Annotated in this window: 19 protein-coding genes, 1 tRNA gene and 1 pseudogene; 10 read left to right on the top strand and 11 right to left on the bottom strand. The window is 52.5% G+C overall.

The features are described from left to right. The first annotated feature begins 614 nt into the window (after positions 1 to 614). Positions 615 to 1,463: an AbiJ-NTD4 domain-containing protein gene (locus tag HX869_RS13505; RefSeq protein WP_178903191.1), complete on the top strand. Its 849-nt coding sequence runs from the start codon at positions 615 to 617 to the stop codon at positions 1,461 to 1,463. 2 nt (positions 1,464 to 1,465) lie between these two features. On the opposite strand, the gene HX869_RS13500 is transcribed toward HX869_RS13505, so the two are convergent. Beyond that, on the bottom strand, positions 1,466 to 2,095 hold the full coding sequence (locus tag HX869_RS13500; RefSeq protein WP_178903190.1) for a helix-turn-helix domain-containing protein: 630 nt from the start codon (positions 2,093 to 2,095) through the stop codon (positions 1,466 to 1,468). A 1,270-nt stretch (positions 2,096 to 3,365) separates the two neighbouring features. On the opposite strand from HX869_RS13500, the gene HX869_RS13495 reads away from it, so the two are divergent. The 6 genes from HX869_RS13495 (at position 3,366) to HX869_RS13475 (ending at position 10,643) form a co-directional block, all read left to right on the top strand. Then, a complete protein-coding gene (locus HX869_RS13495; protein WP_178903189.1) occupies positions 3,366 to 3,617 on the top strand; it encodes a helix-turn-helix transcriptional regulator in 252 nt (83 codons plus the stop codon). Between the two features lie 362 nt (positions 3,618 to 3,979). Next, the gene (locus tag HX869_RS31540; protein ID WP_256736765.1) at positions 3,980 to 4,195 is read left to right on the top strand and encodes a hypothetical protein; all 216 of its coding nucleotides are present in this window, start codon (positions 3,980 to 3,982) and stop codon (positions 4,193 to 4,195) included. Positions 4,196 to 4,640: 445 nt separating this feature from the next. Continuing rightward, positions 4,641 to 5,657, top strand: a complete 1,017-nt coding sequence (locus HX869_RS13490; protein WP_178903188.1) for a hypothetical protein — start codon at positions 4,641 to 4,643, stop codon at positions 5,655 to 5,657. A 409-nt stretch (positions 5,658 to 6,066) separates the two neighbouring features. Further along, positions 6,067 to 6,324 (top strand): hypothetical protein, encoded by a 258-nt coding sequence (locus HX869_RS13485; protein WP_178903187.1) that lies wholly within the window; start codon positions 6,067 to 6,069, stop codon positions 6,322 to 6,324. A 1,020-nt stretch (positions 6,325 to 7,344) separates the two neighbouring features. Then, entirely contained in the window at positions 7,345 to 7,560 is a 216-nt protein-coding gene (locus tag HX869_RS13480; RefSeq protein ID WP_178903186.1) for a hypothetical protein, read from the top strand. Between the two features lie 719 nt (positions 7,561 to 8,279). Next, on the top strand, positions 8,280 to 10,643 hold the full coding sequence (locus HX869_RS13475; protein WP_178903185.1) for an NB-ARC domain-containing protein: 2,364 nt from the start codon (positions 8,280 to 8,282) through the stop codon (positions 10,641 to 10,643). A gap of 188 nt (positions 10,644 to 10,831) precedes the next feature. On the opposite strand, the pseudogene HX869_RS13470 reads toward HX869_RS13475, so the two are convergent. The 6 genes and pseudogenes from HX869_RS13470 to dapA all read right to left on the bottom strand — a co-directional run. After that, a pseudogene (locus HX869_RS13470) lies at positions 10,832 to 11,489 on the bottom strand (hypothetical protein); the annotation flags it as partial. 210 nt (positions 11,490 to 11,699) lie between these two features. After that, positions 11,700 to 11,789 (bottom strand) — tRNA-Ser (locus tag HX869_RS13465). A gap of 83 nt (positions 11,790 to 11,872) precedes the next feature. Next, positions 11,873 to 12,586 (bottom strand): phosphoribosylaminoimidazolesuccinocarboxamide synthase, encoded by a 714-nt coding sequence (gene purC, locus HX869_RS13460; protein WP_003211975.1) that lies wholly within the window; start codon positions 12,584 to 12,586, stop codon positions 11,873 to 11,875. Between the two features lie 28 nt (positions 12,587 to 12,614). Beyond that, positions 12,615 to 13,373: an MBL fold metallo-hydrolase gene (locus tag HX869_RS13455; protein WP_003211977.1), complete on the bottom strand. Its 759-nt coding sequence runs from the start codon at positions 13,371 to 13,373 to the stop codon at positions 12,615 to 12,617. Positions 13,374 to 13,377: 4 nt separating this feature from the next. Next, the gene (bamC, locus tag HX869_RS13450; protein ID WP_008437851.1) at positions 13,378 to 14,493 is read right to left on the bottom strand and encodes an outer membrane protein assembly factor BamC; all 1,116 of its coding nucleotides are present in this window, start codon (positions 14,491 to 14,493) and stop codon (positions 13,378 to 13,380) included. Positions 14,494 to 14,510: 17 nt separating this feature from the next. Further along, on the bottom strand, positions 14,511 to 15,389 hold the full coding sequence (dapA, locus tag HX869_RS13445) for a 4-hydroxy-tetrahydrodipicolinate synthase (protein WP_003211981.1): 879 nt from the start codon (positions 15,387 to 15,389) through the stop codon (positions 14,511 to 14,513). A 261-nt stretch (positions 15,390 to 15,650) separates the two neighbouring features. On the opposite strand from dapA, the gene HX869_RS13440 reads away from it, so the two are divergent. Then, the gene (locus HX869_RS13440) at positions 15,651 to 16,211 is read left to right on the top strand and encodes a glycine cleavage system protein R (protein ID WP_003172487.1); all 561 of its coding nucleotides are present in this window, start codon (positions 15,651 to 15,653) and stop codon (positions 16,209 to 16,211) included. Between the two features lie 10 nt (positions 16,212 to 16,221). Next, positions 16,222 to 16,695 carry a peroxiredoxin gene (locus HX869_RS13435; protein WP_003211984.1) on the top strand — a complete coding sequence of 158 codons (474 nt, stop codon included), beginning with the start codon at positions 16,222 to 16,224 and terminating at the stop codon, positions 16,693 to 16,695. Positions 16,696 to 16,827: 132 nt separating this feature from the next. Here HX869_RS13435 and HX869_RS13430 read toward each other — a convergent pair whose 3' ends face one another. Continuing rightward, positions 16,828 to 17,898, bottom strand: a complete 1,071-nt coding sequence (locus HX869_RS13430; RefSeq protein WP_003211986.1) for an AI-2E family transporter — start codon at positions 17,896 to 17,898, stop codon at positions 16,828 to 16,830. A 40-nt stretch (positions 17,899 to 17,938) separates the two neighbouring features. Further along, a complete protein-coding gene (locus HX869_RS13425) occupies positions 17,939 to 18,178 on the bottom strand; it encodes a sulfurtransferase TusA family protein (protein ID WP_003211989.1) in 240 nt (79 codons plus the stop codon). Between the two features lie 95 nt (positions 18,179 to 18,273). On the opposite strand from HX869_RS13425, the gene HX869_RS13420 reads away from it, so the two are divergent. Continuing rightward, positions 18,274 to 19,707: a M48 family metalloprotease gene (locus HX869_RS13420; RefSeq protein WP_087692605.1), complete on the top strand. Its 1,434-nt coding sequence runs from the start codon at positions 18,274 to 18,276 to the stop codon at positions 19,705 to 19,707. A gap of 67 nt (positions 19,708 to 19,774) precedes the next feature. Here HX869_RS13420 and HX869_RS13415 read toward each other — a convergent pair whose 3' ends face one another. Further along, positions 19,775 to 21,214 carry a DegQ family serine endoprotease gene (locus tag HX869_RS13415; RefSeq protein WP_003211993.1) on the bottom strand — a complete coding sequence of 480 codons (1,440 nt, stop codon included), beginning with the start codon at positions 21,212 to 21,214 and terminating at the stop codon, positions 19,775 to 19,777. A gap of 243 nt (positions 21,215 to 21,457) precedes the next feature. Further along, positions 21,458 to 22,414 (bottom strand): MucB/RseB C-terminal domain-containing protein, encoded by a 957-nt coding sequence (locus HX869_RS13410; RefSeq protein WP_003211995.1) that lies wholly within the window; start codon positions 22,412 to 22,414, stop codon positions 21,458 to 21,460. Positions 22,415 to 22,421 lie beyond the last annotated feature (7 nt).

Genomic DNA, 22,421 nt, shown 5'->3' with positions numbered 1-22,421 from the left:
AGCCGATTAACGGTACGGCCTGATCTATACCCGTATCGGTACGTGATCAGTGACCACGTAGAGCCATGATTCCATTGCTGATGGCGCTGGCGTTCCTGTCTAGCGCCTCAAGCGCCTCCACTGCTTGGGAATGTGCGTCACCTCCACCTTGAGACCTGACCCAAACGCCCGACTCCTCAATGGACGCAGCAGTTGCCAACTGATTTTCCCAGAGCAGCGTCAACAGGTCCGCAACGAGGATAACGGGGTTTGATTTGGTAGGCATGGCGGGTCATCCTTGAGCAGTGGTACCGAGAGACTAGCCCACCGGGAAGCTGGCTGGGGCTGGGTGTCGCCGTGTTGCAGAAATTAGCGATTTCCGGATCAGAACGGGCGTTTTAGTGTGAAAACCTCGATTTGATCGCAGTCACGGGAAAAAGCTTAGCCATGTCCACCTTCAAGCCCCGGAAACTGAGGCTTACGAGCCATCCCAACGTAGATAATGATCCCCGCAACTCCAGTTAAGGACGCCGTATAACAAGGTTAAAAGAGAGTTTTCAGAGGTTACTGCAAGGGTTGCCAAAACTCATCGACATTCATGTAGTATCGCCAGAAAATAGAAACCCGGGGGCATAATGAGCTTTTCTAAACGAATCGGTATCACTCCGAGCACCAAGGCCATTCAATCCGAATCTATGGATATGGACCTAAGAAACTCACTCTGGAATGCTATAACAGCGTTTTACTGGAGCCTCTATAAACCTCCTTACAACAGCGGCATGGGAAGGGGTGATTATGTAACAGGCTCCAACCTGCACCAGCTTGCCTTAGCAATTTATATGTTTCACTACAAAAAACCCATCGACACCATTGAAACATACTGGGAATACTTCCTCAGCGACATCAGAACAACATTCTACAAACTCCAATGGTACGAAGTGTACGACTTTGTAGAGTTCATTGCACAACATGGCCCAGAAACAAACAAAAAGAATTTTCTTGCCACTTGCAACGAAATCTATGAGCGCGAAAGCTCAGCATATCGATTCGTCGCCGAGCAAATCACCCCGATAACTTCTCCACAGGAAATTAATGAAATCGAGCAAGCGATACTAGGCTCTGACCGTTACAACGGAGTAAAGACGCATCTTCAAACAGCTCTGGGCTTGCTAACCGACAGACAGAATCCTGACTATCGGAATTCAATAAAAGAGAGCATTAGCTCTGTTGAGTCACTTGCCAAACACTTAGTAGGCAATCCCTCCGCAACCCTCGAGGGCGCTTTGAAAGTGCTGGAGAAGAGTCACAAACTGCACCCTGCCTTGAAGAAGGCATTTTCCTCTTTGTACGGATATACCAACGACTCTGACGGTATACGCCATGCCCTAATGGAGAATTCTGAACTTACCCAAGCAGATGCTAGATTCATGCTTATTTGCTGTTCGGCGTTCATCAACTTCGCCATCGACAGCACGAAGAGCTAGCACTACCAACGTAGAGGGTCATTACTAATATACTCGATGACCGCCCCCCTTTTAACCAAAGGGGCATCTTCGCTAGGGTGGACATCCAAACCATACCCGAATCCCTGCAACCGCTCATGGACGATAACAGGCGCTTCTGGAGGCGTATCTACGTATACCCCAATCGGTACATTCTCAAAAGCAGGAATCAATTCTCCTACAAGCTCCTGCGAGTCGATTAGAGGCCCGTCCAGACCCACCCTTGCCGTGGGTGAAATGTTACTGAAGCTAAGCTCAGAGGGGCTTACAGAGGTCTTGCTGGCATGCACTTGAAGTGGGGCCAAGATCTTATACTTATTACTTCGTATAAAGCCTCTACCTTTCTGGTGCTCAACCTCAATATAGCCATGCTGTGTCAGCCTGCTAATAAAGCGCTTCACTGTACTTGGGTCACATCCTGTAGACTCTGCAATATCTTCTTGATTATCAAACCAATCCTTGCCGAGTGATCTAAAGAATTTATATCTCTTCTCCATCCACGTCCACATAACTTTCTGATCACCAGTGAGCTTAAATTGTTCGCCAGTTGTTCTGCTGGTCCAGTGTGTTGCCCTCATCATCTCGTGCGTAAGCTTGCAAAATTGTTCGGTCATCGTATTCCTCGCATGTATTTTCAAAGGTTCTTGATATGTTCTAGGAACTTGGATTCTTCCAAGACTCCCGTTCGATACAGCGCTATCATTTCGATCATGTGAGCAACGCGAGCTGCTGCACTTGGACCACTATCGCCGTTACCACCCTTAAGCCAATCACGACTGTGTTACCGAAACTGAATGTTCATTTCATTTGTCTCCTTGCGCGATGAAAACTCACAGAAGGCAGGATGCCCCGTGTGAACTCTATCTAACTTGTATATGGTGCTAGCACCGGTGATTGAAGATCCTTGCACGATCAATTCATATGATCGACTGCGATCAGAAAGCTCTTTTGCTTTACCGTACAACAAGACCCGAAGGGTGCTTCTTGCGCTACCAATCTTACTACTCTCTTTCTTAATACCCTCTATCTTAATAATGGGGTATCTTGCCCTCTGTCACTGGGGGCAAGTTGACCTATGTATAGGGGGCACGATGCCCTCAGTGAACTGCTGACAAGTAGCTGGTCAAATCCCAGACAGAACAAAACCGCCGCCTGACGTTGCAATAAGGAAAGTCGAGAACGTTTAGTGCTGGGTTGCTGGAGAGGTGGCAAACATACTCCACATGACCCTGTTTTGTCAACCAGAATTTACATATGTAAGTTGCTGTATAAGTTCAAGCTACATCATAGCGAAAAGTATAAGCATAGTTGGACAACAGCGAGCTATCACTCTGCAAGGCCCTGTAGTGCGATATGAGAGCTTTTCCCTTGCCAGGCAGCCCAAACCTCACCTTACAGCACACGAGATACCTAAGAAGCTAGTAGAGGCTTACAAATGCAACTTCGCCCCCTTTTTTAGCCAACACCACTCAGTGATGAGAGTTCAGATAGACAATGAAAACGATTACAAAAATGATCATCAACAATACTTTGTTCTTGTATTGATCCTCGTTGCGAATAGCCTGGTACGCTTCCACGTCGGACTTCCCAGATTCTTTGTGCTCCAGTATTCGAGCGATCTTCTTATCAATTCTTCTGTTATGCCTACTATTCTGCATAGCGACAAGAAACCAAAACACTAGCCACAACCCGGCTGTAGGTATGCACAGGAGTAGATGCAGAACGTGATTGGTAGTCTTCCTCTGGCTGTTCAGCACGTAGATTCGTTCGTTCATGATTGTGCTCACCTATAAACACTGGAGTGTTGAGTGGACAAAATATCTGAAATTCAGATATCTGAAAAGCAGATATAGGTTGAGCAGCTAATCTCCATAGCTGACGACCATGCCTAAAACGATCTACAGACATGAGCACGCTGTGCTCTTGTCACTGCTGAAGAAATACCGAAACGAGGCAGGCCTGACCCAGGTCCAGTGCTCAAAAGCGCTGGGGCGCCCGCAATCCTTCATGAGTGACGTTGAGAGTGGGACGCGCCGACTGGATGTAGTACAGGCCCGCGATCTGTGCAGCATTCTTGGAATTACGCTTACGAAACTGGCAATTGACCTTGAAGAACTTCTAGCAGAGGAAGGATGAGGCTACAGAAGTCACTTAACGTACTTACTCGGCGACGGAAACCGCATCCGTAGCTCGATCAAAGCAAAAAGGGGCTGCCTGAAAGAACGCGGACGATCGTTCCCTGAGATTGCGAAGATGTACCGAGCAGTGCCGGACTCCTCTCGTCTATTCACAGGCCTAATCAGGAAACGTACAATGATGGATTGGAACTGCTAAACCTGAAGGCCACGTACTCCCTGCCCTACAGAGCCGAACTGAAAGCTGCGTACCACTTTCGTACCTAGATTGTCATGCTTAGTAGCTTTTCATCCTCCCGCTCATTATCCGGTGCCGAGCACATCCACTGCTATGCTTCAGAATTTGAAAGCAGGTCGATAGCGATGGCGAGCGAGTATTCTCTGACGGACGTGCTGGAAAGGACTTATCAGAACCAATTGGCACTAAAGGCGGCAGCCAGGAAGCTAACGTTATGGCCAGAGCAGCGAGTCGCATCAGACGTAGGAGAGAATGTCCGGGGTGCGCTTGAAGCGCCTGGGGAAAATGCAGGTCATATAAAACAAGGCCCAGCTCGACTAAGCGGCTTGAATTTTCTTTGACTGATTTTGCTCAAAAAAAACCACTAGAGTGGGTTTCTTAGATTAGTCATCTTAGGTTCCAGCAAGAACTGACCTAATGGAGTTTGTTTTTGCTTTCAACCGAACAACTCTGAATGGCTCCCAAGGTCTACAAAGGTCACGAGATCACCAGATAGCTGATACACAATAGAAAATACCCACCTAAAAGACATTCTCTGGCTCCATCCCAATTTCCCGTTAATTCATGACCTCCCCCTTTCCAGCTGCCTATAAAAAGGTCGCGCTGCCAATACGCACATTGATTTGCTGAAGGAGTGCGCTACTCTGGCAGAGCTCATGCATATTTTTTGCAACAAAATCAAGGATAGTCGTGCCCCGTCTAGAAAAGTGCTTTGTAATGTAGTAGCTTCTAGCCACTCCAGAAAAAGGCCGGCGGCCTTCCTAAATCATTAACTAGCGAGCAGACATGTTCGAAGATATCAACATACAAGTCAGAACGGCTATCAGTACTTCAGATCATCTGCAGTCTTTGTTCGAGGGCAAACTAGAATCTCGAGATTTGCTAAGTCTCTTTTCCGGGATAGCAGAAGAACTCTCAAATTATGAAGAGCTCTTCAATGCTGGCCGCATGGAAGAAGCGCTTAAGCATGCCAAAATGATTAGCATCTATGGGATACAGCTGGCTGCGAAAGTTCAGGGAATTCAACACGATGCAATTCGGAACACTGGGAAGCTTTTAGAAATAGACTGTGAGTCTTTACAGGAAGCTATCAAAAACAGACCCTCATCCATTGAGCATGTTTATAATGACGATAAAACAAGAAAAATCCTGAATGAGAATTCAGTTCGTATCGCAGAACTTGAAAAAATGCTTCAACACCTAGAACATAAAGCACAGGGTGAGATCAATAAAATTGTAGCGTTATATGCTGAAGGTGTAGAAGCCATAGAGAGTTCGAAGTCAGAAATCAATAATATTCTGGGTCATGTTTCAGGCCGAGCGATTGCAGGCGACTATGAGAAAAGCGCGACCGATGAGAAGGTGATGGCGGACTGGCTGCGATATGGTGCTTTAGCGTGTATGGCACTTATTGTAGCGGTTCTGGGCACTGCAGTGGCCGCAACCATTACTAACGAATTTGAATGGCCAAGATTCTTGAGCCGCGTCAGTTTGGTGTTCTTACTTTCTGTGCCAGCCGCTTACTTAGCGAGAGAGTCTGCCAAGCATAGGGAGCAGCAGTACCAGCACCAGCAAACCTCACTCGACATGAAGGCGGTTTCGCCGTTCCTAGCTTCCCTACCCGAGGATGAGCGACACAAGATCAAAGCCGCCATTGCTTCTAGGATATTCAGCGGGAAGGACTTCTCCAAAGCGGGTAGTGATCCGTACCCAATCAACACTCATGAAATCCTTATGGAACTTATTAAAAAGTTAGAAGTATCCACAAAACCCACGAACTCAAAAAATAGCACACCTACTTAACTCAAATACTGGCGCTGGGCTTTCTTTGTTTTGGAGTACTTGCGCCTGGTTGACACACGAACCGACGGTATATGCAGCTGACTCGCACCCGTCGGGTGCTACTATCTGGAAATAAGCATCGAACATGTAATAAATATTGAAATCAATTATCCGTCTGATATTGATTGATGCCAGTCTCGCACCGAAACAACTTCCATATCAGTGATGGACTGGATCTACTAATCCGGCAGGCCAAGTATACGCCCCCCCACCACTTACCTAAAAATCCCGTACTAGGATGAGTCCCGCCTACTCAAGACCGTAGAGAAACACGCTCATAACTCGTACCAATTTTGAACTATTGCTCTCTAGGAAGCACCATTGTGCTACTATAGAATCTTCAATTTCGATTATTCATGGAGCGTCAGCGATGGAAAACGAACACAATGTAGACTTTACGCGTAATATTGAAGGAATTACGATGACTCTTGAAACTTGGAAAGATCTGCAGTCATACCGCAGCATGCCGATTTTTTCCGACATTAATCAAATGGCTCTTGAAACCGTTCAAAAAAACAAATACTTCAAAGTCTACGACCCCAACAGCGAAAACGAAATCTACGCCCTATGCAGCAATGTGAATGAGGTCAACAAACTGTTTAATCTGTTGACTGCCGATAAAACCTAACCACACTGCGATGGTGCTGGAGCACTTACGAGCAAGCTCCTACGCCCTATATACGCAGGGTGCAGGAGCTTTTTTCCAGCTGTATAGCTCGTGAAGGGCATAGAGGAGGTACCGAGTAAAGCTTGGCTTCCTTACTGTTACCTCACTCTACTTGGAGAGTCTGCACTTGCCCTATGCACCTTCAGAATTTTTATGTTTATCCATGGGTACGAAGTTAGTAGGATAAGTTCTTTGTTGGCTACTGTGAAAGCATTGACTGATGCGGGCTTGCGGTGAATTTTCAAAGTTAGCTTTTGGTATGAGTGGTAATCACCCAAAACATCATCGCGAGTCTGGTTTTTGATCGAGTTGAATTCTTGTTTGGCAGAAAACGCTATACGAGAGTAGTACAAACGAAAAGCCCGCGAACTCTAAGCAACTGAATTCACGGGCTTTTCTAAATGGGGCGGTGAAGGAGAGATACGAAACTACCCACAAAGTAACTTTAACATTGCAAGTCCACGGTTTACACGGGCTAAAGCGATGCTACCTCTCCAAAAAATCGGCACTCTCAGTCCCATGGCAGTCCTATGGCTTTCGCACCAGGTTAGTGCGCAAGGGTTGAAGGGGGATAAAAAACGGCAAGCCGGCCGGTTTATGTTGAGGAATGGAAAAAAGACAATATTGGTAATACGCTTGATAAAAAATAGCAAACACCTTTAATTTAAATGGCTTGATAGATATTTAGAAAGGTAATGATTTAGTAATTTATAGGTTAGGTCATTAACTTTTCCTCGGGTAATTCCTGACAAGCTCAATCCCCAGTAAAACCGGACACTTGGGCGAATATTACCTTTGCCATTACCAAATATTACCCCTCAAGGTAATGCGTCAAACCCACAGACTACGTGGGCTGCAGCAGTATTAGTGCCCTTCCTAACCAAAATTACTTTTTTCCCAGCACTGGTTCCAAAATAGCCGTCTGTGAGGCGAATCCTGCAGCTTGTGGTTAGTCTGAGAGTTCATTATAGGAACCTTTATATGGCGCATGAATATTCGCTCTCAGACGTGCTTGAAAGGATGGATGAGAATCAGTTGGCACTTGAAACAGCTATGATGGAGATCACCCTACGCTTGGAACAACAAGGCTCAGTAGACGTAGCTGAAAACGTGCGTGGGGCCTTAGAGGCAATCGGTGAGAACGCCGGGCATATCAAGCAAGGCTTGGCACGCCTGAAGAGATCAGGAGCCAGCTAAGGAGGCAGGACAAATTGTGAAACGCTTCAATCTCCACGAGGCCCATACGTTTCGTGACTTATAGCAGCTCTCAGCCTCTTAAAAGACAGCTACAGACGGTTAGAAAAAAGATCTATCTCGTTTCGGAAAACGCCCGTATTCCTACGTTTCCTTCCCTTTCAACCAATGAACCCGGGGCCTCCAACCCTGCCCCGTTCATGATCGCCTGCTACGTCGCTGTGCGACCGCCCTGCACTTCTCTTCAAATCTTTGCAATCCGTGAAATTGCCGGTCGCCCGTAGAGCGTCCCGGCCCGCCTTGGCTGCCAGTTCGTTTGCGCTACATCTGGGCTTGCACAAAAAAAGGACGCAAACCCCGTCGGCAGGAGGGGGAGTGCTTTTTTCCATATTTTTTTAAAGTGGCTTATTCCATTTATACGCATTTATTTGTTCATTAATCCCATGCAGTGCCGACGAGAGCCTCACACCCACATTCGACCGAAAAATTCGCCACGGAATAATTACCAATCGCCTAAACGACTGAATCTTAATGGATGTAGGTGTAAATAGTTCATTGAGGAGCGTAAAGTTAAGCGAACGAGCATATTTTTTAATAATATCAATACGTTATAGACACTCGCACGCCATTCGTAGCGGGTTGGACGTTGGCAAGCCAATGTGCCATCATAGGTAGTCGAATTCAATTTACAATATCAGCCCATAGCTAAAGGGATGTTTTATATGGCTTATAGTTTGTCCAGAATGACCGTGTATGCTCTTTTAAGTGGACTAGAAGAAGATTTAAGAACAGCAATAAAAGGTCGTTTGGGAAGAGAGAGGTATGAAGATCATAGATTTGATCAGCAACTTATTCTAAGATGCAAATCCAGACTAGAAAAAGAAATCGGATCTTCGTATGACGAATCCACTCTTGATAATTTAATCGACTACTTTGATCTGGGCGACACTTATCAAATAATCAACTCGAACCAGTCATGCTTTGATGAGGAATTTAGTCAGGCGATCAAATCAAGAACAAAACAGTTCGAAAAGATAATTCCTATTCGAAACAGAGTCATGCACATCAGACCTCTTAACTTTGATGATCTTCCACTGATAACTGACTTCTGCAACGACCTTGTAGGGAATAGTTTTTATTCCTGGGAAAATTTACAAGACACCTTCAATCGCTTAGATGACGATCCTAGTTTTGTTCTAGATCTAAAAATACCACTATTAGATGCTGACAGAGACAAAATACCTCACAACTTGCCACTACCTGACTTCGATGAAACCGGTCTGATCGGTAGAGATCAGCAAGTCAAGCAAATAAAAAAACTGTGCTTGGGCGGATTCCCAGTAATTTCCATTGTTGGGGAGGGCGGCGTTGGCAAAAGCGCTTTAGCACTTAAGGTAGCTTATGAGCTATTAGAAGAAGAAGTTAATCCATTCGATGCTGTAGTATGGGTAACTTCAAAAACAACTCAAATCACCGTCAATGAAATACGTGACATTAAGGGAGCGATAACTAGTTCGGTTGGTGTCCTTCAAGAAATATCAGCGCAATTAAGCGGTATCGAATCGGGAGACCCGCTAGCTGAGATCATAGAATATTTAGGCACCTTCAAAATTGCATTATTCATTGACAACCTAGAAACAATTATGGACCAGAACATCCACAAGTTCGTGAGTTCTTTGCCCGACGGAAGCAAACTAATTATCACGTCCAGAATTGGATTAGGCGCATACGAGTATCCCATAAAGCTTGGCGGCATTGAGGAAGGGTATGCAGCTAAACTGATACGCACCCTGGGTCAACTTAGAAACGTAGGGTCTTTAGCTACTCAGGATGAGTCAACCTTACGTAGATATGCGAACAGAATGTATCTAAATCCCGGATATATCAAATGGTTTGTTAGCGCTATTCAGACCGGGGTAGCTGCTGAAGCCGTGCTGCAGAACTCGTCGCTCTTCCTTGAGTTTTGCATGAGCAACGTATATCAATTTCTGTCTCAAGATACTCGAGACCTTACTACAACGATGCAGTGTGCTCCAGGCTGGAAAGATATAGCTGAGCTTTCTTATCTATCTGGTTTCGAAGCAATCAGAATTCAAAAAGCATTACAAGAACTAATGACAACCAATATGCTAGCCGAATCATCCAAACCTACCGGCGGCAGCGTAAAAACAACATACCAACTGGCAGAACTAGCTAGAGCATATTTAAATAAGCATCACCGCCCTTCAAATGCCTTCCAGCAAAAAGTTAAAGCCAATAGAAACAAATTAAACTCCGTAGTAGAAATGCGGAGCGCCACAAATGGAAACCGATATTCACCAATGAACATTAAAGTTCGCTCCAAAGCTGATCGCGTGATTGTAAAAATGCTCCACGATGCGATGAAGCATTTGAGGGCAGCCGCAAATGAACCCGCGTACGAGATTCTTGAAGAAGCAAGACGATTAGCGCCAGATTACTTTGAAGTACCTCGTGTACTAGCTTACTTCCACCAGAAAAATGGTAACTACCCTGAAGCAAGAGAAAGTCACGAGTTAGCTATTGCATTAGCTCCGAACACCGCTCAATTACATTATTGGTTTGGTAAGTTTATTTTACGTGAAGAAGAATCTGTAGATGACGCCGTCGAACAGTTCGAGATAGCGCGCAAGTTAGATAGCAACTCGGCAGAAGTTGCTATCAGCCTAAGTCGCGGATATATGTTCCAGCATAAATTCTCAGAGGTCAGAACCTTAACTGAAGAGCTTAGTCTAAAGATCGATCTTCTCGATGACGGCCTAAGAAAAACTTACTACGATACTCGAGTTCAGCTAAATTATCGGGAGGCTGACGTAAGCTGTCAGGCCGGTGATACCTACGGTAGCATATCATCAATCAGGAGGATGAAAGATGAGTTTGATGCGCTACCTGAAGTTTATAAAGATACATATATGAGATCAAAACTCACTAAATCCAACTTAACCATCCAAAGACTAACGAGAATGGCCTCAAGCCCGGAAGATCAAGCTTTCTTGGCCGACTTATCGGAATGGATAAAGTACGAGTCCGTGAAAACTCCCGGAAGACCTAAATCTCATCGAAAATAGGACTTCCACCCGATGGCTGGATAAACTGACTCAGGTTGATAGACTCAAGGTCTGCCTATTAGTTTTTCCAGCCTCAGTAGATATTACCGGCTTTTTCCGGTTAATTTTTGACACATATTATCAATATTACAACTATTAGAGTGGCTATAGACGTTCGCCATTTTTATAAGGTTATTGGATGTAATTGTCTAAAAAAGTAAAGCAGCTGTTTCAGCATTCATCGTGACCGCAGCTGCAGAGCTAGGAACTGGTGGCGCGCCGTAGGTATGAACAGAGAACTGGACATTAATCTGCTGCACTAGGGCGAGCAAATAACACAACGTCTGCAGCACGCTCACCTCCTCGAACCCAAACCAAGTCTTGGGCGTGGCCAGCCGCCGGCTGACCGCCACCACGCTTTCGCGAAGCCCCTGAATCCTTTCCTCCAGATCACCAGCCACCGTGGCGTTGTGCTTCTGTCCTACCACCAAGTTCAATTTCCGCCCGATCGCCTGGTGTAGATCATCCACCGCCGCCAGGCTCGCAGACCCACCCGACAGCAGTTCGAGCGCGCCCAGGACCTCAAGCGTCTTGATGCCCTCAATCGACTCGGTTGAATGGTCATCCACGGTCTTGGTGTGGCTCTAGTACCGCTCGGTATTACCGCCTCCACTTACCGCTGGATCGCCTTGTCCAGGATTTTGCCTTCAATCTGACGCAGTCAATTGCCGTCAGAATCGACACGCTGCTCACAGGCTTCGCCGTGCTGCCATACCTGATCGCCCTTCGGCACGCTGGCATGCTCAACCAGTGGGGCAGGATCGTCTGAATATAGGACCTGTGTGGCAGGCCATAGGCGAAGCACACACATAGCCATGGCTTAGCTTGAAGATGCGCACGACGCCGCTCAAAGAGAATGACGGTTGAAGTGCTTGGGGTTGTCGCGAATAAGGCCAATCGACGTAGAGAGAGGCTAAAAAGGAGCGCTAAAGGAGATGTATTTTACGTAGAATCTTTACGTAGTATTCTGAAATGCAAAAAGCCCCGAGACCTTGATCTACGGGGCTTTTCTAAGTATGGCGGAGAGATAGGGATTCGAACCCTAGGTACCGGTGAAGGTACAACGGATTTCGAATCCGTCCCATTCGGCCACTCTGGCATCTCTCCAACGGCGCGCATCATAACAGCCTGTTTCCTGGAAGCAAAGCGCAAAAGCGATTTTTTTCCGTGCTATCAGATGCTTGCGTCGATTACAGCGGTACGCCGAGACGGTTGGCGACTTCTTCGTAGGCTTCGATAACGTCACCGAGGCCCTGGCGGAAGCGGTCTTTGTCCATCTTCTTGCGAGTGTCTTTGTCCCACAGGCGGCAGCCGTCCGGGCTGAATTCGTCGCCCAGGACGATGGAGCCGTCGTGGAACACGCCGAATTCCAGTTTGAAGTCCACCAGCAGCAGGCCGGCGTCGTCGAACAGTTTGCTCAGGACGTCGTTGACCTTCAGCGACAGCTCCTTCATGCGAGCCAGTTGCTCAGCGGTGCCCCAACCAAATGCCACCACGTGGGATTCGTTGATGAACGGGTCACCCTTGGCGTCGTCTTTCAGGAACAGCTCGAAGGTGTAGGGGTTGAGCTTGAGGCCCTCCTCCACGCCCAAACGCTTCACCAGGCTGCCGGCCGCATAGTTACGCACGACGCACTCGACCGGGATCATGTCGAGTTTTTTCACCAGGCATTCGTTGTCGCCCAGCAGTTTGTCGAATTGGGTCGGAATGCCGGCCGCTTCGAGTTTCTGCATGATGAAGGCGTTGAACTTGTTGTTCACCATGCCTTTGCGGTCGAGCTGTTCGATGCGCTTGCCGTCGAACGCCGAGGTGTCGTTACGAAACAGCAGGATCAAGCGGTTGGCGTCGTCGGTCTTGTAAACCGATTTGGCTTTGCCGCGGTAGAGTTCTTCACGTTTTTCCATGATGGGCTCCGCTTGCTAAGTAGGTGGGCTAGGCGATGTGTCGCCAGTCGAGCCCTGAATCTTGATCGGCCAGTTGCAGCCAGTCCGGGTCGCACCCAAGGGTGTCGACAAAACATTGCCGGGCCAGCTGCGGCAGGTTGTTCTTGCTGCTCAGGTGGGCCAGGACCAGGTGTTGCAGGTCTTGCCAGCCCAACTCATACACCAGGTACGCCGCCTGGTGGTTGTTCAAATGTCCAAACTGCCCGCCGACCCGCTGCTTGAGAAAGGCCGGGTAGTGGCCACGCGCAAGCAGGTCACGGCAGTGGTTGGACTCGATCATCAATGCGTCGAGGTCCCGGTAACCGTCCAGCACCTTGGCGCAGTACGAACCCAGGTCAGTGAGCAGGCCAAAACGCCGTTCACCGTCACTGAATACGTATTGCGTCGGTTCCTGGGCATCGTGGGCCACTTCAATCACATCGATGCTCAAGGCACCGATCTGCAATTGTTCGCCACCGGCCAGCAAACCTGCGGGCTCAATCGGTTTGCGCATCCCGCGCAAGGTGCCGCGACTCAGGTACACCGGAAGATTGTAGCGCCGAGACAGCAAACCCACGCCATGCACGTGGTCGGCATGTTCGTGGGTCACCAGAATCGCGCTCAGCTGCGCGGGGTGAACCCCCAGGCGCAGCAGGCGCCGCTCGGTTTCCCGCAGGGAGAAACCACAATCCACCAGGACGTACGTGTCGTCATGGGCTACAAGCGTGCCGTTCCCTTGGCTACCGCTGCCGAGAACGGCAAAACGCATCGGATCAGCCCAGGTTGTCCTGAATCACGCCCAACACTTTGCGCGCCACTTCTGCCGGCGCCACGGTGTTGATGTTTTTCTCGACGGTGACTTGCACGCTTTCGCCTACCTTGCTCAAACGAACCTGGTAACGCTCGGCGCGGGTCTCGATCTCTTCCTTGGTCGGCTTGCTGCCGAACAACTTGCTGAAGAAACCTGGCTCGTCGTCTTTCTTCTCGGCTTTTTCGGCCAGGTTGATGTAGTACAGGCCCAGGCTGCGGTTGATGTCTTCAACGCGCCATTCGCCGTGCTCCAGCGCGCGGCCGACACTCGACCAGGCGCGGTCCAGGTCTTCACCCAGGTTGAGCACCACGTTGCCGCTGCCGTCTTCGCTGAGGCTGACGCGGCTAGGTGTGTCAAAGCTACCGGCGGCGAGCAGGGAGACGGAGCCGCCCTTCTCGGAAATACGGCTCATGCTGGCGAGCATTTCGTCGACCAGGGCAGCGTCCACGCCGGTGTTGACCGAGCGCGGGGTGAAGTCGACGTTGGCGGTGCTGCCGGCAGGACGCTCGGCGCTGACTACGTAGACTTCACTGGTGTTGCGTTGCACGCCTGGCTCGATACGCACGCGGATGCGGGCTTCGCTGTCATTGGCTACACCACCGGCCTGCAGGCGCTTGGCCATGGATGCCGACAGTTCGCTGGTGTGCTGCCACGCGGTGGTGAATTCACCGGTCTGCGGGCGTTGTTCGTCAAGGCGGAAACCGTTGTCCTGGAAGAACTGCACGGCCACCGGCCAGACTTCGGCAGGTGGGCGCTGGGCCATGACCCAACGGGTGTCGCCGCTCTTCTGCAGGCTGTAGTCGCTGGCATCGGCCACGGCCGACAACGGCTGTGGACGCGGCACTTCGTATTCACCCTTGACGGTGTCATCGGCCACGTTGCGCGGAATCGGCAGCAACGGGTCAAGGCGCTTGGCGACATTGACGTCCGACGGCAATTTCATCGGGGCGGTTTGTTGGGCTTCCAGGTAATCGCTACCGCGGTCGCGGAAGTAGCCTTCCGGGCCCCAGATCCAACCGCAGCCACTGGTGCTGGAGATAATCAAGGCAAGTGCGGAAAGTCCGGCCAATCGCTTCATGCGTAGTGCTTCCTCAATTAAACCAGGACGCCGGACTGGCGCAGGGCCTGTCGCAGCGGTTCGTGACAGGCTTCGCTGAGCCAGGTGAGCGGCAGACGGATACCGTCCGGCATCAGGCCCATCTCATGCAGCGCCCATTTCACGGGGATAGGGTTGGATTCGATAAACAGGGTTTTGTTGAGCGGTGCCAATTGTTCGTGGATCGCCCGGGCCTTGACCGCATCACCGGCAATGGCTGCGGCACACAGCTCGCTCATGGCGCGCGGTGCGACGTTGGCAGTCACCGAGATGTTGCCTTTACCGCCCAGCAGGATCAGTTCGACGGCAGTGGCGTCGTCACCGGAATACACCAGGAAGTCGCTGCTGACGCCGGCCAGGATGTCCTTGGCGCGCTGCAGGTCACCGGTGGCTTCCTTGATACCGATGATGTTCGGTACGGTGGACAGGCGGATCACGGTCTCGGCCTTCATGTCGCAGGCGGTGCGACCGGGTACGTTGTAGAGGATCTGCGGGATATCGACCGCTTCGGCAACGGCGCGGAAGTGCAGGTACAGGCCTTCCTGGGTCGGCTTGTTGTAGTACGGCGTCACCAGCAGGCAGGCATCGGCGCCGGCTTTCTTGGCGTTGCTGGTCAATTCGATCGCTTCGCGGGTCGAATTGGCGCCCGTGCCGGCGATGACAGCAATGCGCCCTGCAACGCGCTTGACCACGAACTCGATCACTTCGATGTGTTCTTCCACATCCAGTGTGGCCGATTCACCTGTGGTGCCGACCGCCACGATGGCGTTGGTGCCCTCTTGCAGGTGGAAGTCCACCAGTTTGCCCAGGCTGTCCCAGTCGAGATTACCTTGTGCATCCATGGGTGTGACCAGTGCCACCATACTGCCCGCAATCATGCAACCGCTCCTGCCGGAAAAAGAGAGCGGTAATGGTACTGGCGCCAAGATGCTTGTACAAGCGAAGTACCGCCTGAGGATGCGTTCTGGATCAACTTAGTTCGCGGCAGCGCCATCATTCTGCCAAAGCGGGGTTTGATGAAGCTGATTACGTAATGAAAACGCCACCTCCTAGCCCTTGGCGATGGTTTTCGCTACCCTTCATCCTTTGATTGATACCGCTTGCATCGTATCGACCGCTCATCGCTTTAGGAAGGCTGCATGTCCACCCCCACAGTCCGCGAACAATTCCTTGTCATCAGTGCCCTTGGCGCCAACCCCATGGAGCTGACTAACGTCCTGTGCCGCGCCAGCCATGAAAACCGCTGCGCCGTCGTGACCTCCCGCCTGACCCGCCATGGCGAGTGCAGTGCGCTGGTCCTGCAGATTTCCGGGACCTGGGATGCCCTGGCCCGCCTTGAAACCGGTTTACCGGGTTTGGCGAAGAAGCATGACTTCACGGTCAACGTGGTGCGCAGCGCCGCCCTGGAAAACCGTCCGCAGGCCCTGCCCTACGTGGCCTATGTCAGTTCGGCCTACCGCTCGGACATCGTCAACGAGCTGTGCCAGTTCTTTATCGACCACAACGTCGAGCTGGAAAACCTGACCTGCGACACCTATCAGGCTCCGCAGACCGGCGGCACCATGCTCAACGCCACCTTTACCGTGACCTTGCCGGCCGGCGTACAGATCAGTTGGCTGCGTGACCAGTTCCTGGATTTCGCCGATGCCCTGAACCTCGACGCACTGATCGAGCCTTGGCGCCCACAGAACCCTATGTAAGGAAGTCTTCATGTCTGTAGTGATCGACCAACCGGTAGCCGACTTCGAAGCCCAGGCCACCAGCGGGCAAACCTTCAGCCTCGCCGGGCTCAAGGGCAAGCAAGTGGTGATCTACTTCTACCCGAAAGACAGCACCCCGGGCTGCACCACTGAAGGCCAGGGCTTCCGTGACCAGCATGCTGCATTCAAGGCGGCCAACACCGAGGTGTTTGGCGTGTCCCGGGACAGCGTGAAGTCCCACGAGAACTTCAAGGCAAAGCAGGAATTCCCCTTTGAGCTGATCAGCGACAAGGACGAAGCGGTTTGCCAGCTGTTTGATGTGATCAAGCTGAAGAAGCTGTATGGCAAGGAATACCTGGGTGTTGATCGCAGCACCTTCCTGATCGACAAGAATGGCGTACTGCGCCAGGAATGGCGCGGTGTGAAAGTGCCAGGCCATGTGGATGCAGTGCTCGAAGCGGCACAGGCGCTGAACCAGGCTTGATTCACCTGCTGGCTTTGAAATAGCTATCGCAGCCAAGCCAGCCCCACCTGTGATCATTGTTCGACAGGACAACTCAGTCAATGTGGGAGCCGGGCTTGCCCGCGATGAGGCCCTGCACCGGCACCACAAATATCAGAGTAACGGCGCCACCACCGGCTCCTGCCGAGGCCAGGCATCCAGCACCGCCTTGAACAGCGTCGCCAGGGGAATCGCAAAGAACACCCCCCAGAAGCCCCACAACCCGCCAAACAACAGCACCGCACAGATGATCGCCACCGGATGCAGGTTCACCGCCTCGGAGAACAGCAGCGGCACCAGCACGTTGCCGTCCAGCACCTGGATGATGCCGTACACCGCCATCAGGTAGATGAACTGATCACTCCAGCCCCACTGGAACAGCGCGATCAACATCACCGGCACCGTCACCACCACCGCGCCAACGTATGGCACCACCACTGAAACACCCACCAGCAGCGCCAACAGGGCAGCGTAGTTAAGCCCCAGCGCGACAAAGCCGATGTAAGTGACGCCACCGCAGATAAAGATCTCGATAACCTTGCCGCGGATGTAGTTGGCAATCTGCCGGTTCATTTCCTCGGCGACCCGGGTAATCAGCGCACGCTCACGGGGCAGATAGCCACGCACCCAGCGACCGATCATCTCGCGGTCCTTGAGGAAGAAAAACACCAGGATCGGCACCAGTACCAGGTAGATCATGATGTTGACCAGCAGCGGCAAGCTCGAAAGGGAAAAGGTCAGCGCCCATTGTCCGAACTTTCCGATTTCGCCGCGAGCCACCTCAATGGCCTGCAAGACCTGCTCGTCCGACACCAGGTGCGGATAGCGCTCAGGCAACAGCAGCAGCAATGACTGCCACTTGGCGAGCATGCCCGGTAGCTCATTGAACAAGGTGATCAACTGGTGCCACAGCAAAGGCACCACGATCACGATAAATACCAGCAACAGCCCCATGAACAAGGCAAATACCAGGCCCACCGCTGCCCCACCCGGCAAGCGCAGACGCTCCAGGATGGAGACCAGGCCTTGCATCAGGTATGCCAGCACCATCCCCGCCAGTACCGGCGCCAGCATGCCGCCCAAAGTGAGCACGGCCGTAAAGGCAAGAAACAGCAGGACGGCCAGCACCACGGCTTCTTCGTCGGAGAAGTAGCGCTGAATCCAGTCTCGTAACACTTTGAACATCAATAAACCTCAGGCGATAAGGACAGCATATTCAAGCGATTCAAGCCTTGCGCAACCAGTAACGATAGACGCCCGCTTCGTCTTCTTCATGCAGCAGGGTGTGGCCGGCCAGCTTGGCAAACGTACGAAAGTCCCGCTGGGAGCCAGCGTCCGTGGCGATCACCTTGAGCACCGCGCCGCTGGCCAGCCGATTGAGCTCCAGCTTGGCCTTGAGCAAGGGCAGCGGGCAGTTAAGGCCACTGGCATCCAGTTCGGCATCGAAGGCTACAGCGTCGGTCATGGTCTAACTCCGGGTGGGCGTCGAGGGCGCTTAGAATATCTGGTCCGAAGCTCAGTGTCCGGCTACAGTAAGCTCTTTGTCGAAAGGCTTTGTGCATGACTTTTTTGCGCCCTACCCTGCTGACGCTGGCTTGCCTGCTTGCCTCTCCAGGCTTCGCCGACGACCTGCCGTCACTTGGCGACGCCAGTTCTGCCATTGTCTCGCCAAAACAGGAATACGATCTGGGTCGGGCATGGCTGGCCTACCTGCGTGGCCAGGTCTCGCAACTCAACGACCCGCAGCTCAAGGATTACGTCGAATCCAGCGTTTATAAGCTGGTGGAAACCAGCCAGGTCAATGACCGGCGCCTGGAATTCATTCTGATCAACAGCCCGCAGTTGAACGCCTTTGCCGCACCGGGCGGCATCGTCGGGGTCAACGGCGGCCTGTTCCTCAACGCCCAGACCGAAGGCGAATATGCCTCGGTACTGGCCCACGAACTGGCTCACTTGTCCCAACGTCACTTCGCACGAGGCGTGGAAGCACAGCAGCGCATGCAGATCCCGATGATGGCTGCGCTGCTCGGCGGCATCATCGCTGCCGCCGCTGGCGCAGGCGATGCGGGCATTGCCGCGATCGCCGGCAGCCAGGCCGCCGCGATCCAGGAGCAACGGCGCTTTTCCCGGCAAAACGAGCAAGAGGCTGACCGCATCGGCATTCTCAACCTGGAGAAAGCCGGCTACGACCCACGGTCCATGCCAACCATGTTCGAGCGCTTGATGCGCCAGTACCGTTTCGATGCCAAGCCGCCTGAATTCCTGCTGACTCACCCGGTAACCGAATCGCGGATCGCCGACACCCGCAACCGTGCGGAGCAAGCCAAGCTGGGTGGCATTGAGGACAGCCTGCGCTATCAACTGATCCGTGCTCGAGTGCAACTGTATTACGAAGACACCCCGGGGCTGGCCGCCAAACGTTTCCAGGCCCAGCTGGATGAAAATCCGAAGAACGATATCGCGCGTTATGGCCTCGCCATCGCTCAGATCAAGGGTGCCCAGTTCAACCTGGCCCGGGAAAACCTCAAGCCGCTGCTGGCCAAGGCGCCCAACGACATCACCTACAACCTGGCGCAGATAGAGCTGGACATGACCAACAATCGCCTGCCGGATGCCCAGCAGCGTACGGACCGAATGTTGACGCAATATCCAGGCAACTATCCGCTGAACCAGGTTCGTGTGGATCTGCTGCTCAAGCAGAACCGCAACGCTGACGCGGAAAAAGCCCTGGAAGGATTGTTGAAGTCTCGCCCGGACGATCCGGACGTCTGGTACCAGGTTGCGGAAACCCGTGGGTTGTCGGGCAATATCATCGGCCTGCATCAGGCCCGGGCCGAGTACTTCGCGCTGGTGGGAGATTTCAAGCAGGCCATCCAGCAATTGGATTTCGCCAAGCGTCGCGCCGGCAGCAACTTCCCGCTTTCGTCACGTATCGACGCACGCCAGCGTGAACTGATCGACCAGGAACGCATGATCAAAGACATGATGGGCTAAACCTTTCAGCCAAAAAAAAGCCCCGCTCTCGAACATCGAGAGCGGGGCTTTTTATTGGACTAGCGGATTACTCGGCCAGTTTGAAGGTAATGAAGCTGGCACGCCCCTGACGCAGGACGCGCATCGACACCGAACGGTTCTTCGGCAGCGCCTTGGCGATGTCGGTGAACTCTTTGGTGGAGTTGATAGCCTGGTTGTTCAGGTGGGTGATGACATCACCTGGTTGCAGGCCGATCAGGGAGGCAGGACCGTCCTGGACTTCCTTGATCACTACACCGCTCTTGAGGTCGAAGCTCTTTTTCTGTTCGTCGGTCAACTCGACTACAGCAATGCCCAGGCGATTGCTGCTGCGCTCGGCACCTGGCTTGCTGTTGCCCAGCGCATCCAGCGCCGCGCCTTCTTCCGGGATAGCACCGACGGTCAGTTCGACGTTCTGGCGCTTGCCGTCACGAATCACTTCCAGCTTGGCCTTGCTGCCGGCCTTGAGCGCGCCCACCAGGTGTGGCAAGTCCGCAGACATGACGATCGGCTGGCCGTTCATGCTCAGGATCACGTCACCGACTTGCAGGCCACCTTTGGCAGCAGGGCCATCGTCCTGGATCTGCGCGACCAGGGCACCGGCCGGCTTGTCGAGACCGAAGGATTCAGCCAGGTCCTTGTTCACTTCCTGGATCACCACGCCCAGCCAGCCGCGGCTGACTTTGCCACCGGTTTTCAGCTGGTTGGATACGTCCATGGCCACATCGATCGGAATCGCGAACGAAACGCCCATGAAACCACCGGAGCGGGTGTAGATCTGCGAGTTGATGCCAACGACTTCACCCGCCAGGTTGAACAACGGACCGCCGGAGTTGCCCGGGTTGATCGGCACGTCGGTCTGGATGAACGGCACGTAGTTTTCGTTCGGCAGGCTGCGACCGATGGCGCTGACGATACCCTGGGTCACAGTATGGTCAAAACCAAACGGCGAACCGATGGCGACGACCCATTGGCCGGCTTTCAGGTCCTGGGATTTGCCCAGTTTCAGCACCGGCAGGTCCTTGCCTTCGATTTTCAGCAGGGCAACGTCGGAACGTGGGTCGGTGCCCACCAGCTTGGCTTTCAGCTCACTGCGGTCCGCCAGGCGCACCAGGATCTCGTCGGCGTCGGCAATCACGTGGTTGTTGGTGAGGATGTAGCCGTCAGGCGAGATGATGAAGCCCGAGCCCAGGGACTGGGCCTCACGCTGGCCGCCACCACCGCCACGCGGCGTGCGCGGCTGGGGCATGCCGCGTTCGAAGAACTCCCGCAGCATCGGCGGCAGGCCTTCCAGGTCGGGCATCTGCTGGTTGGAGACCTTACGATCCGGCAGCTTCTGCGTAGTACTGATGTTCACCACGGCAGGCGACGCCTGCTCCACCAGTTGGGTGAAGTCAGGCAGCTCGGCCGCTTGCGCGGTAACCGCCTGACCCAGCACCAGCACCGTGGCGACTATGGATAGGTAAGACTTCAAACGTGGTATCGACATACAGCTCCCGTTACGACGAGCAGGGTTGAGCGACAGGGTTCAATAAACGCCGAAAACTGCGACCGACATTTTTGTTCCGCGAACAAAACAAGGCCAGGGCCGTTAAGCCCTGACCTATAAAAAACATAGGGGATATTAGCAAGTGAAAAAAATGATCCAGACATTTCATGCTCTCGGCAGAGGCAGGCATCAACTATCTCCTGCGCAACATTGAAATATCAGGATGAACATAGGATTAACAACTCAAGGCTTGGCGGGCACGGTGCCACTGCGTAGTGACAGCGCAATTCGCTCGGCGGTGCCAATCGGGATCTCGCCGACGACGGTCACCATCACCTCGCCTTCCAGGGTATTCAACCGCCGTGAAACGGCGACTGTCGGGCCCAACTGGGTGCGGGTCTCGTTTACGGTCGCACCGTTAAGCGGCTCCAGGAATACCGAAAAACGCGCCAGACCATCGTCATACATCAGACTGCTGACGGTTACCTTGGTGTGGGAGTCTTTATGGGCACTGCTGTTGACCAGCTGAAAGCCTGGTGGCAACCAGTCGAGGCGCCAATCCTGAGGGATCTCGACCTCCGGGGCCTTGGCGTTGGTCACCGCCACCGGCGTGCATTCGCCACTGGGCTGCAAATCACGATCGTCAGGCACCGATGTATTGAGCTGGGTGAACTGGAAACGCTCCAGCAACTGGCCCTGGTCGTTAAGCAACAATGACTTCAATGGCAGCGCAGTTTCACGATCCAGATGCAGCTCAAAACCATAACGGTATTGATCGCGGGGGGTCACGGAGACGATCACCGCATTCCGACCGGCCACGCGCGATTTGCCGATGACGGCAAGATCGTAGAACGCTTTGAGTTTTTGCGGATCAAGGGTACGCGCAGAGGTATTGGGGGAGCCCCCAAGCCCGGCAACCAGCGTGCCGCTCACGCATTGGGTACGGCCATCGACGCGCAGAACTTCCTGGGCAGAACCATCGAGCTGCAAAAGCCGCTCACGGACCTGACCATTCTGGACACGATGCCAGATGTCATGGGTAGAAAAACTACCGTTACGCTCGTAGATGAAGGTGCCCTGAAAGCTTTGCTGCTGCTCCGCCCGCCCAAGACGCGTCAGCCAGTCTTGGGCTTCATCGGCATGGGCGGGGACTGCAAACCAGCCACTGAGCAAAAGCGCAAGGAGCGGTATGGCGCGCATAAAGCTC

Origin of the sequence: Pseudomonas sp. P7779 (assembly GCF_013386315.1) — a bacterium.
In the GTDB taxonomy this organism is placed as follows: Bacteria; Pseudomonadota; Gammaproteobacteria; order Pseudomonadales; family Pseudomonadaceae; genus Aquipseudomonas.
The sequence above is the reverse complement of the archived record's forward strand: the minus strand, read 5'-3'. Positions and strand labels throughout refer to the sequence as shown.

Excerpts from the sequence above, each read along its gene's own strand:
- HX869_RS13505 (WP_178903191.1), top strand. The coding sequence starts at position 615 with ATGAGCTTTTCTAAACGAATCGGTATCACTCCGAGCACCAAGGCCATT.
- HX869_RS13500 (WP_178903190.1), bottom strand. The coding sequence starts at position 2,095 with ATGACCGAACAATTTTGCAAGCTTACGCACGAGATGATGAGGGCAACA.
- HX869_RS13495 (WP_178903189.1), top strand. The coding sequence starts at position 3,366 with ATGCCTAAAACGATCTACAGACATGAGCACGCTGTGCTCTTGTCACTG.
- HX869_RS31540 (WP_256736765.1), top strand. The coding sequence starts at position 3,980 with ATGGCGAGCGAGTATTCTCTGACGGACGTGCTGGAAAGGACTTATCAG.
- HX869_RS13490 (WP_178903188.1), top strand. The coding sequence starts at position 4,641 with ATGTTCGAAGATATCAACATACAAGTCAGAACGGCTATCAGTACTTCA.
- HX869_RS13485 (WP_178903187.1), top strand. The coding sequence starts at position 6,067 with ATGGAAAACGAACACAATGTAGACTTTACGCGTAATATTGAAGGAATT.
- HX869_RS13480 (WP_178903186.1), top strand. The coding sequence starts at position 7,345 with ATGGCGCATGAATATTCGCTCTCAGACGTGCTTGAAAGGATGGATGAG.
- HX869_RS13475 (WP_178903185.1), top strand. The coding sequence starts at position 8,280 with ATGGCTTATAGTTTGTCCAGAATGACCGTGTATGCTCTTTTAAGTGGA.
- purC (WP_003211975.1), bottom strand. The coding sequence starts at position 12,586 with ATGGAAAAACGTGAAGAACTCTACCGCGGCAAAGCCAAATCGGTTTAC.
- HX869_RS13455 (WP_003211977.1), bottom strand. The coding sequence starts at position 13,373 with ATGCGTTTTGCCGTTCTCGGCAGCGGTAGCCAAGGGAACGGCACGCTT.
- bamC (WP_008437851.1), bottom strand. The coding sequence starts at position 14,493 with ATGAAGCGATTGGCCGGACTTTCCGCACTTGCCTTGATTATCTCCAGC.
- dapA (WP_003211981.1), bottom strand. The coding sequence starts at position 15,389 with ATGATTGCGGGCAGTATGGTGGCACTGGTCACACCCATGGATGCACAA.
- HX869_RS13440 (WP_003172487.1), top strand. The coding sequence starts at position 15,651 with ATGTCCACCCCCACAGTCCGCGAACAATTCCTTGTCATCAGTGCCCTT.
- HX869_RS13435 (WP_003211984.1), top strand. The coding sequence starts at position 16,222 with ATGTCTGTAGTGATCGACCAACCGGTAGCCGACTTCGAAGCCCAGGCC.
- HX869_RS13430 (WP_003211986.1), bottom strand. The coding sequence starts at position 17,898 with ATGTTCAAAGTGTTACGAGACTGGATTCAGCGCTACTTCTCCGACGAA.
- HX869_RS13425 (WP_003211989.1), bottom strand. The coding sequence starts at position 18,178 with ATGACCGACGCTGTAGCCTTCGATGCCGAACTGGATGCCAGTGGCCTT.
- HX869_RS13420 (WP_087692605.1), top strand. The coding sequence starts at position 18,274 with ATGACTTTTTTGCGCCCTACCCTGCTGACGCTGGCTTGCCTGCTTGCC.
- HX869_RS13415 (WP_003211993.1), bottom strand. The coding sequence starts at position 21,214 with ATGTCGATACCACGTTTGAAGTCTTACCTATCCATAGTCGCCACGGTG.
- HX869_RS13410 (WP_003211995.1), bottom strand. The coding sequence starts at position 22,414 with ATGCGCGCCATACCGCTCCTTGCGCTTTTGCTCAGTGGCTGGTTTGCA.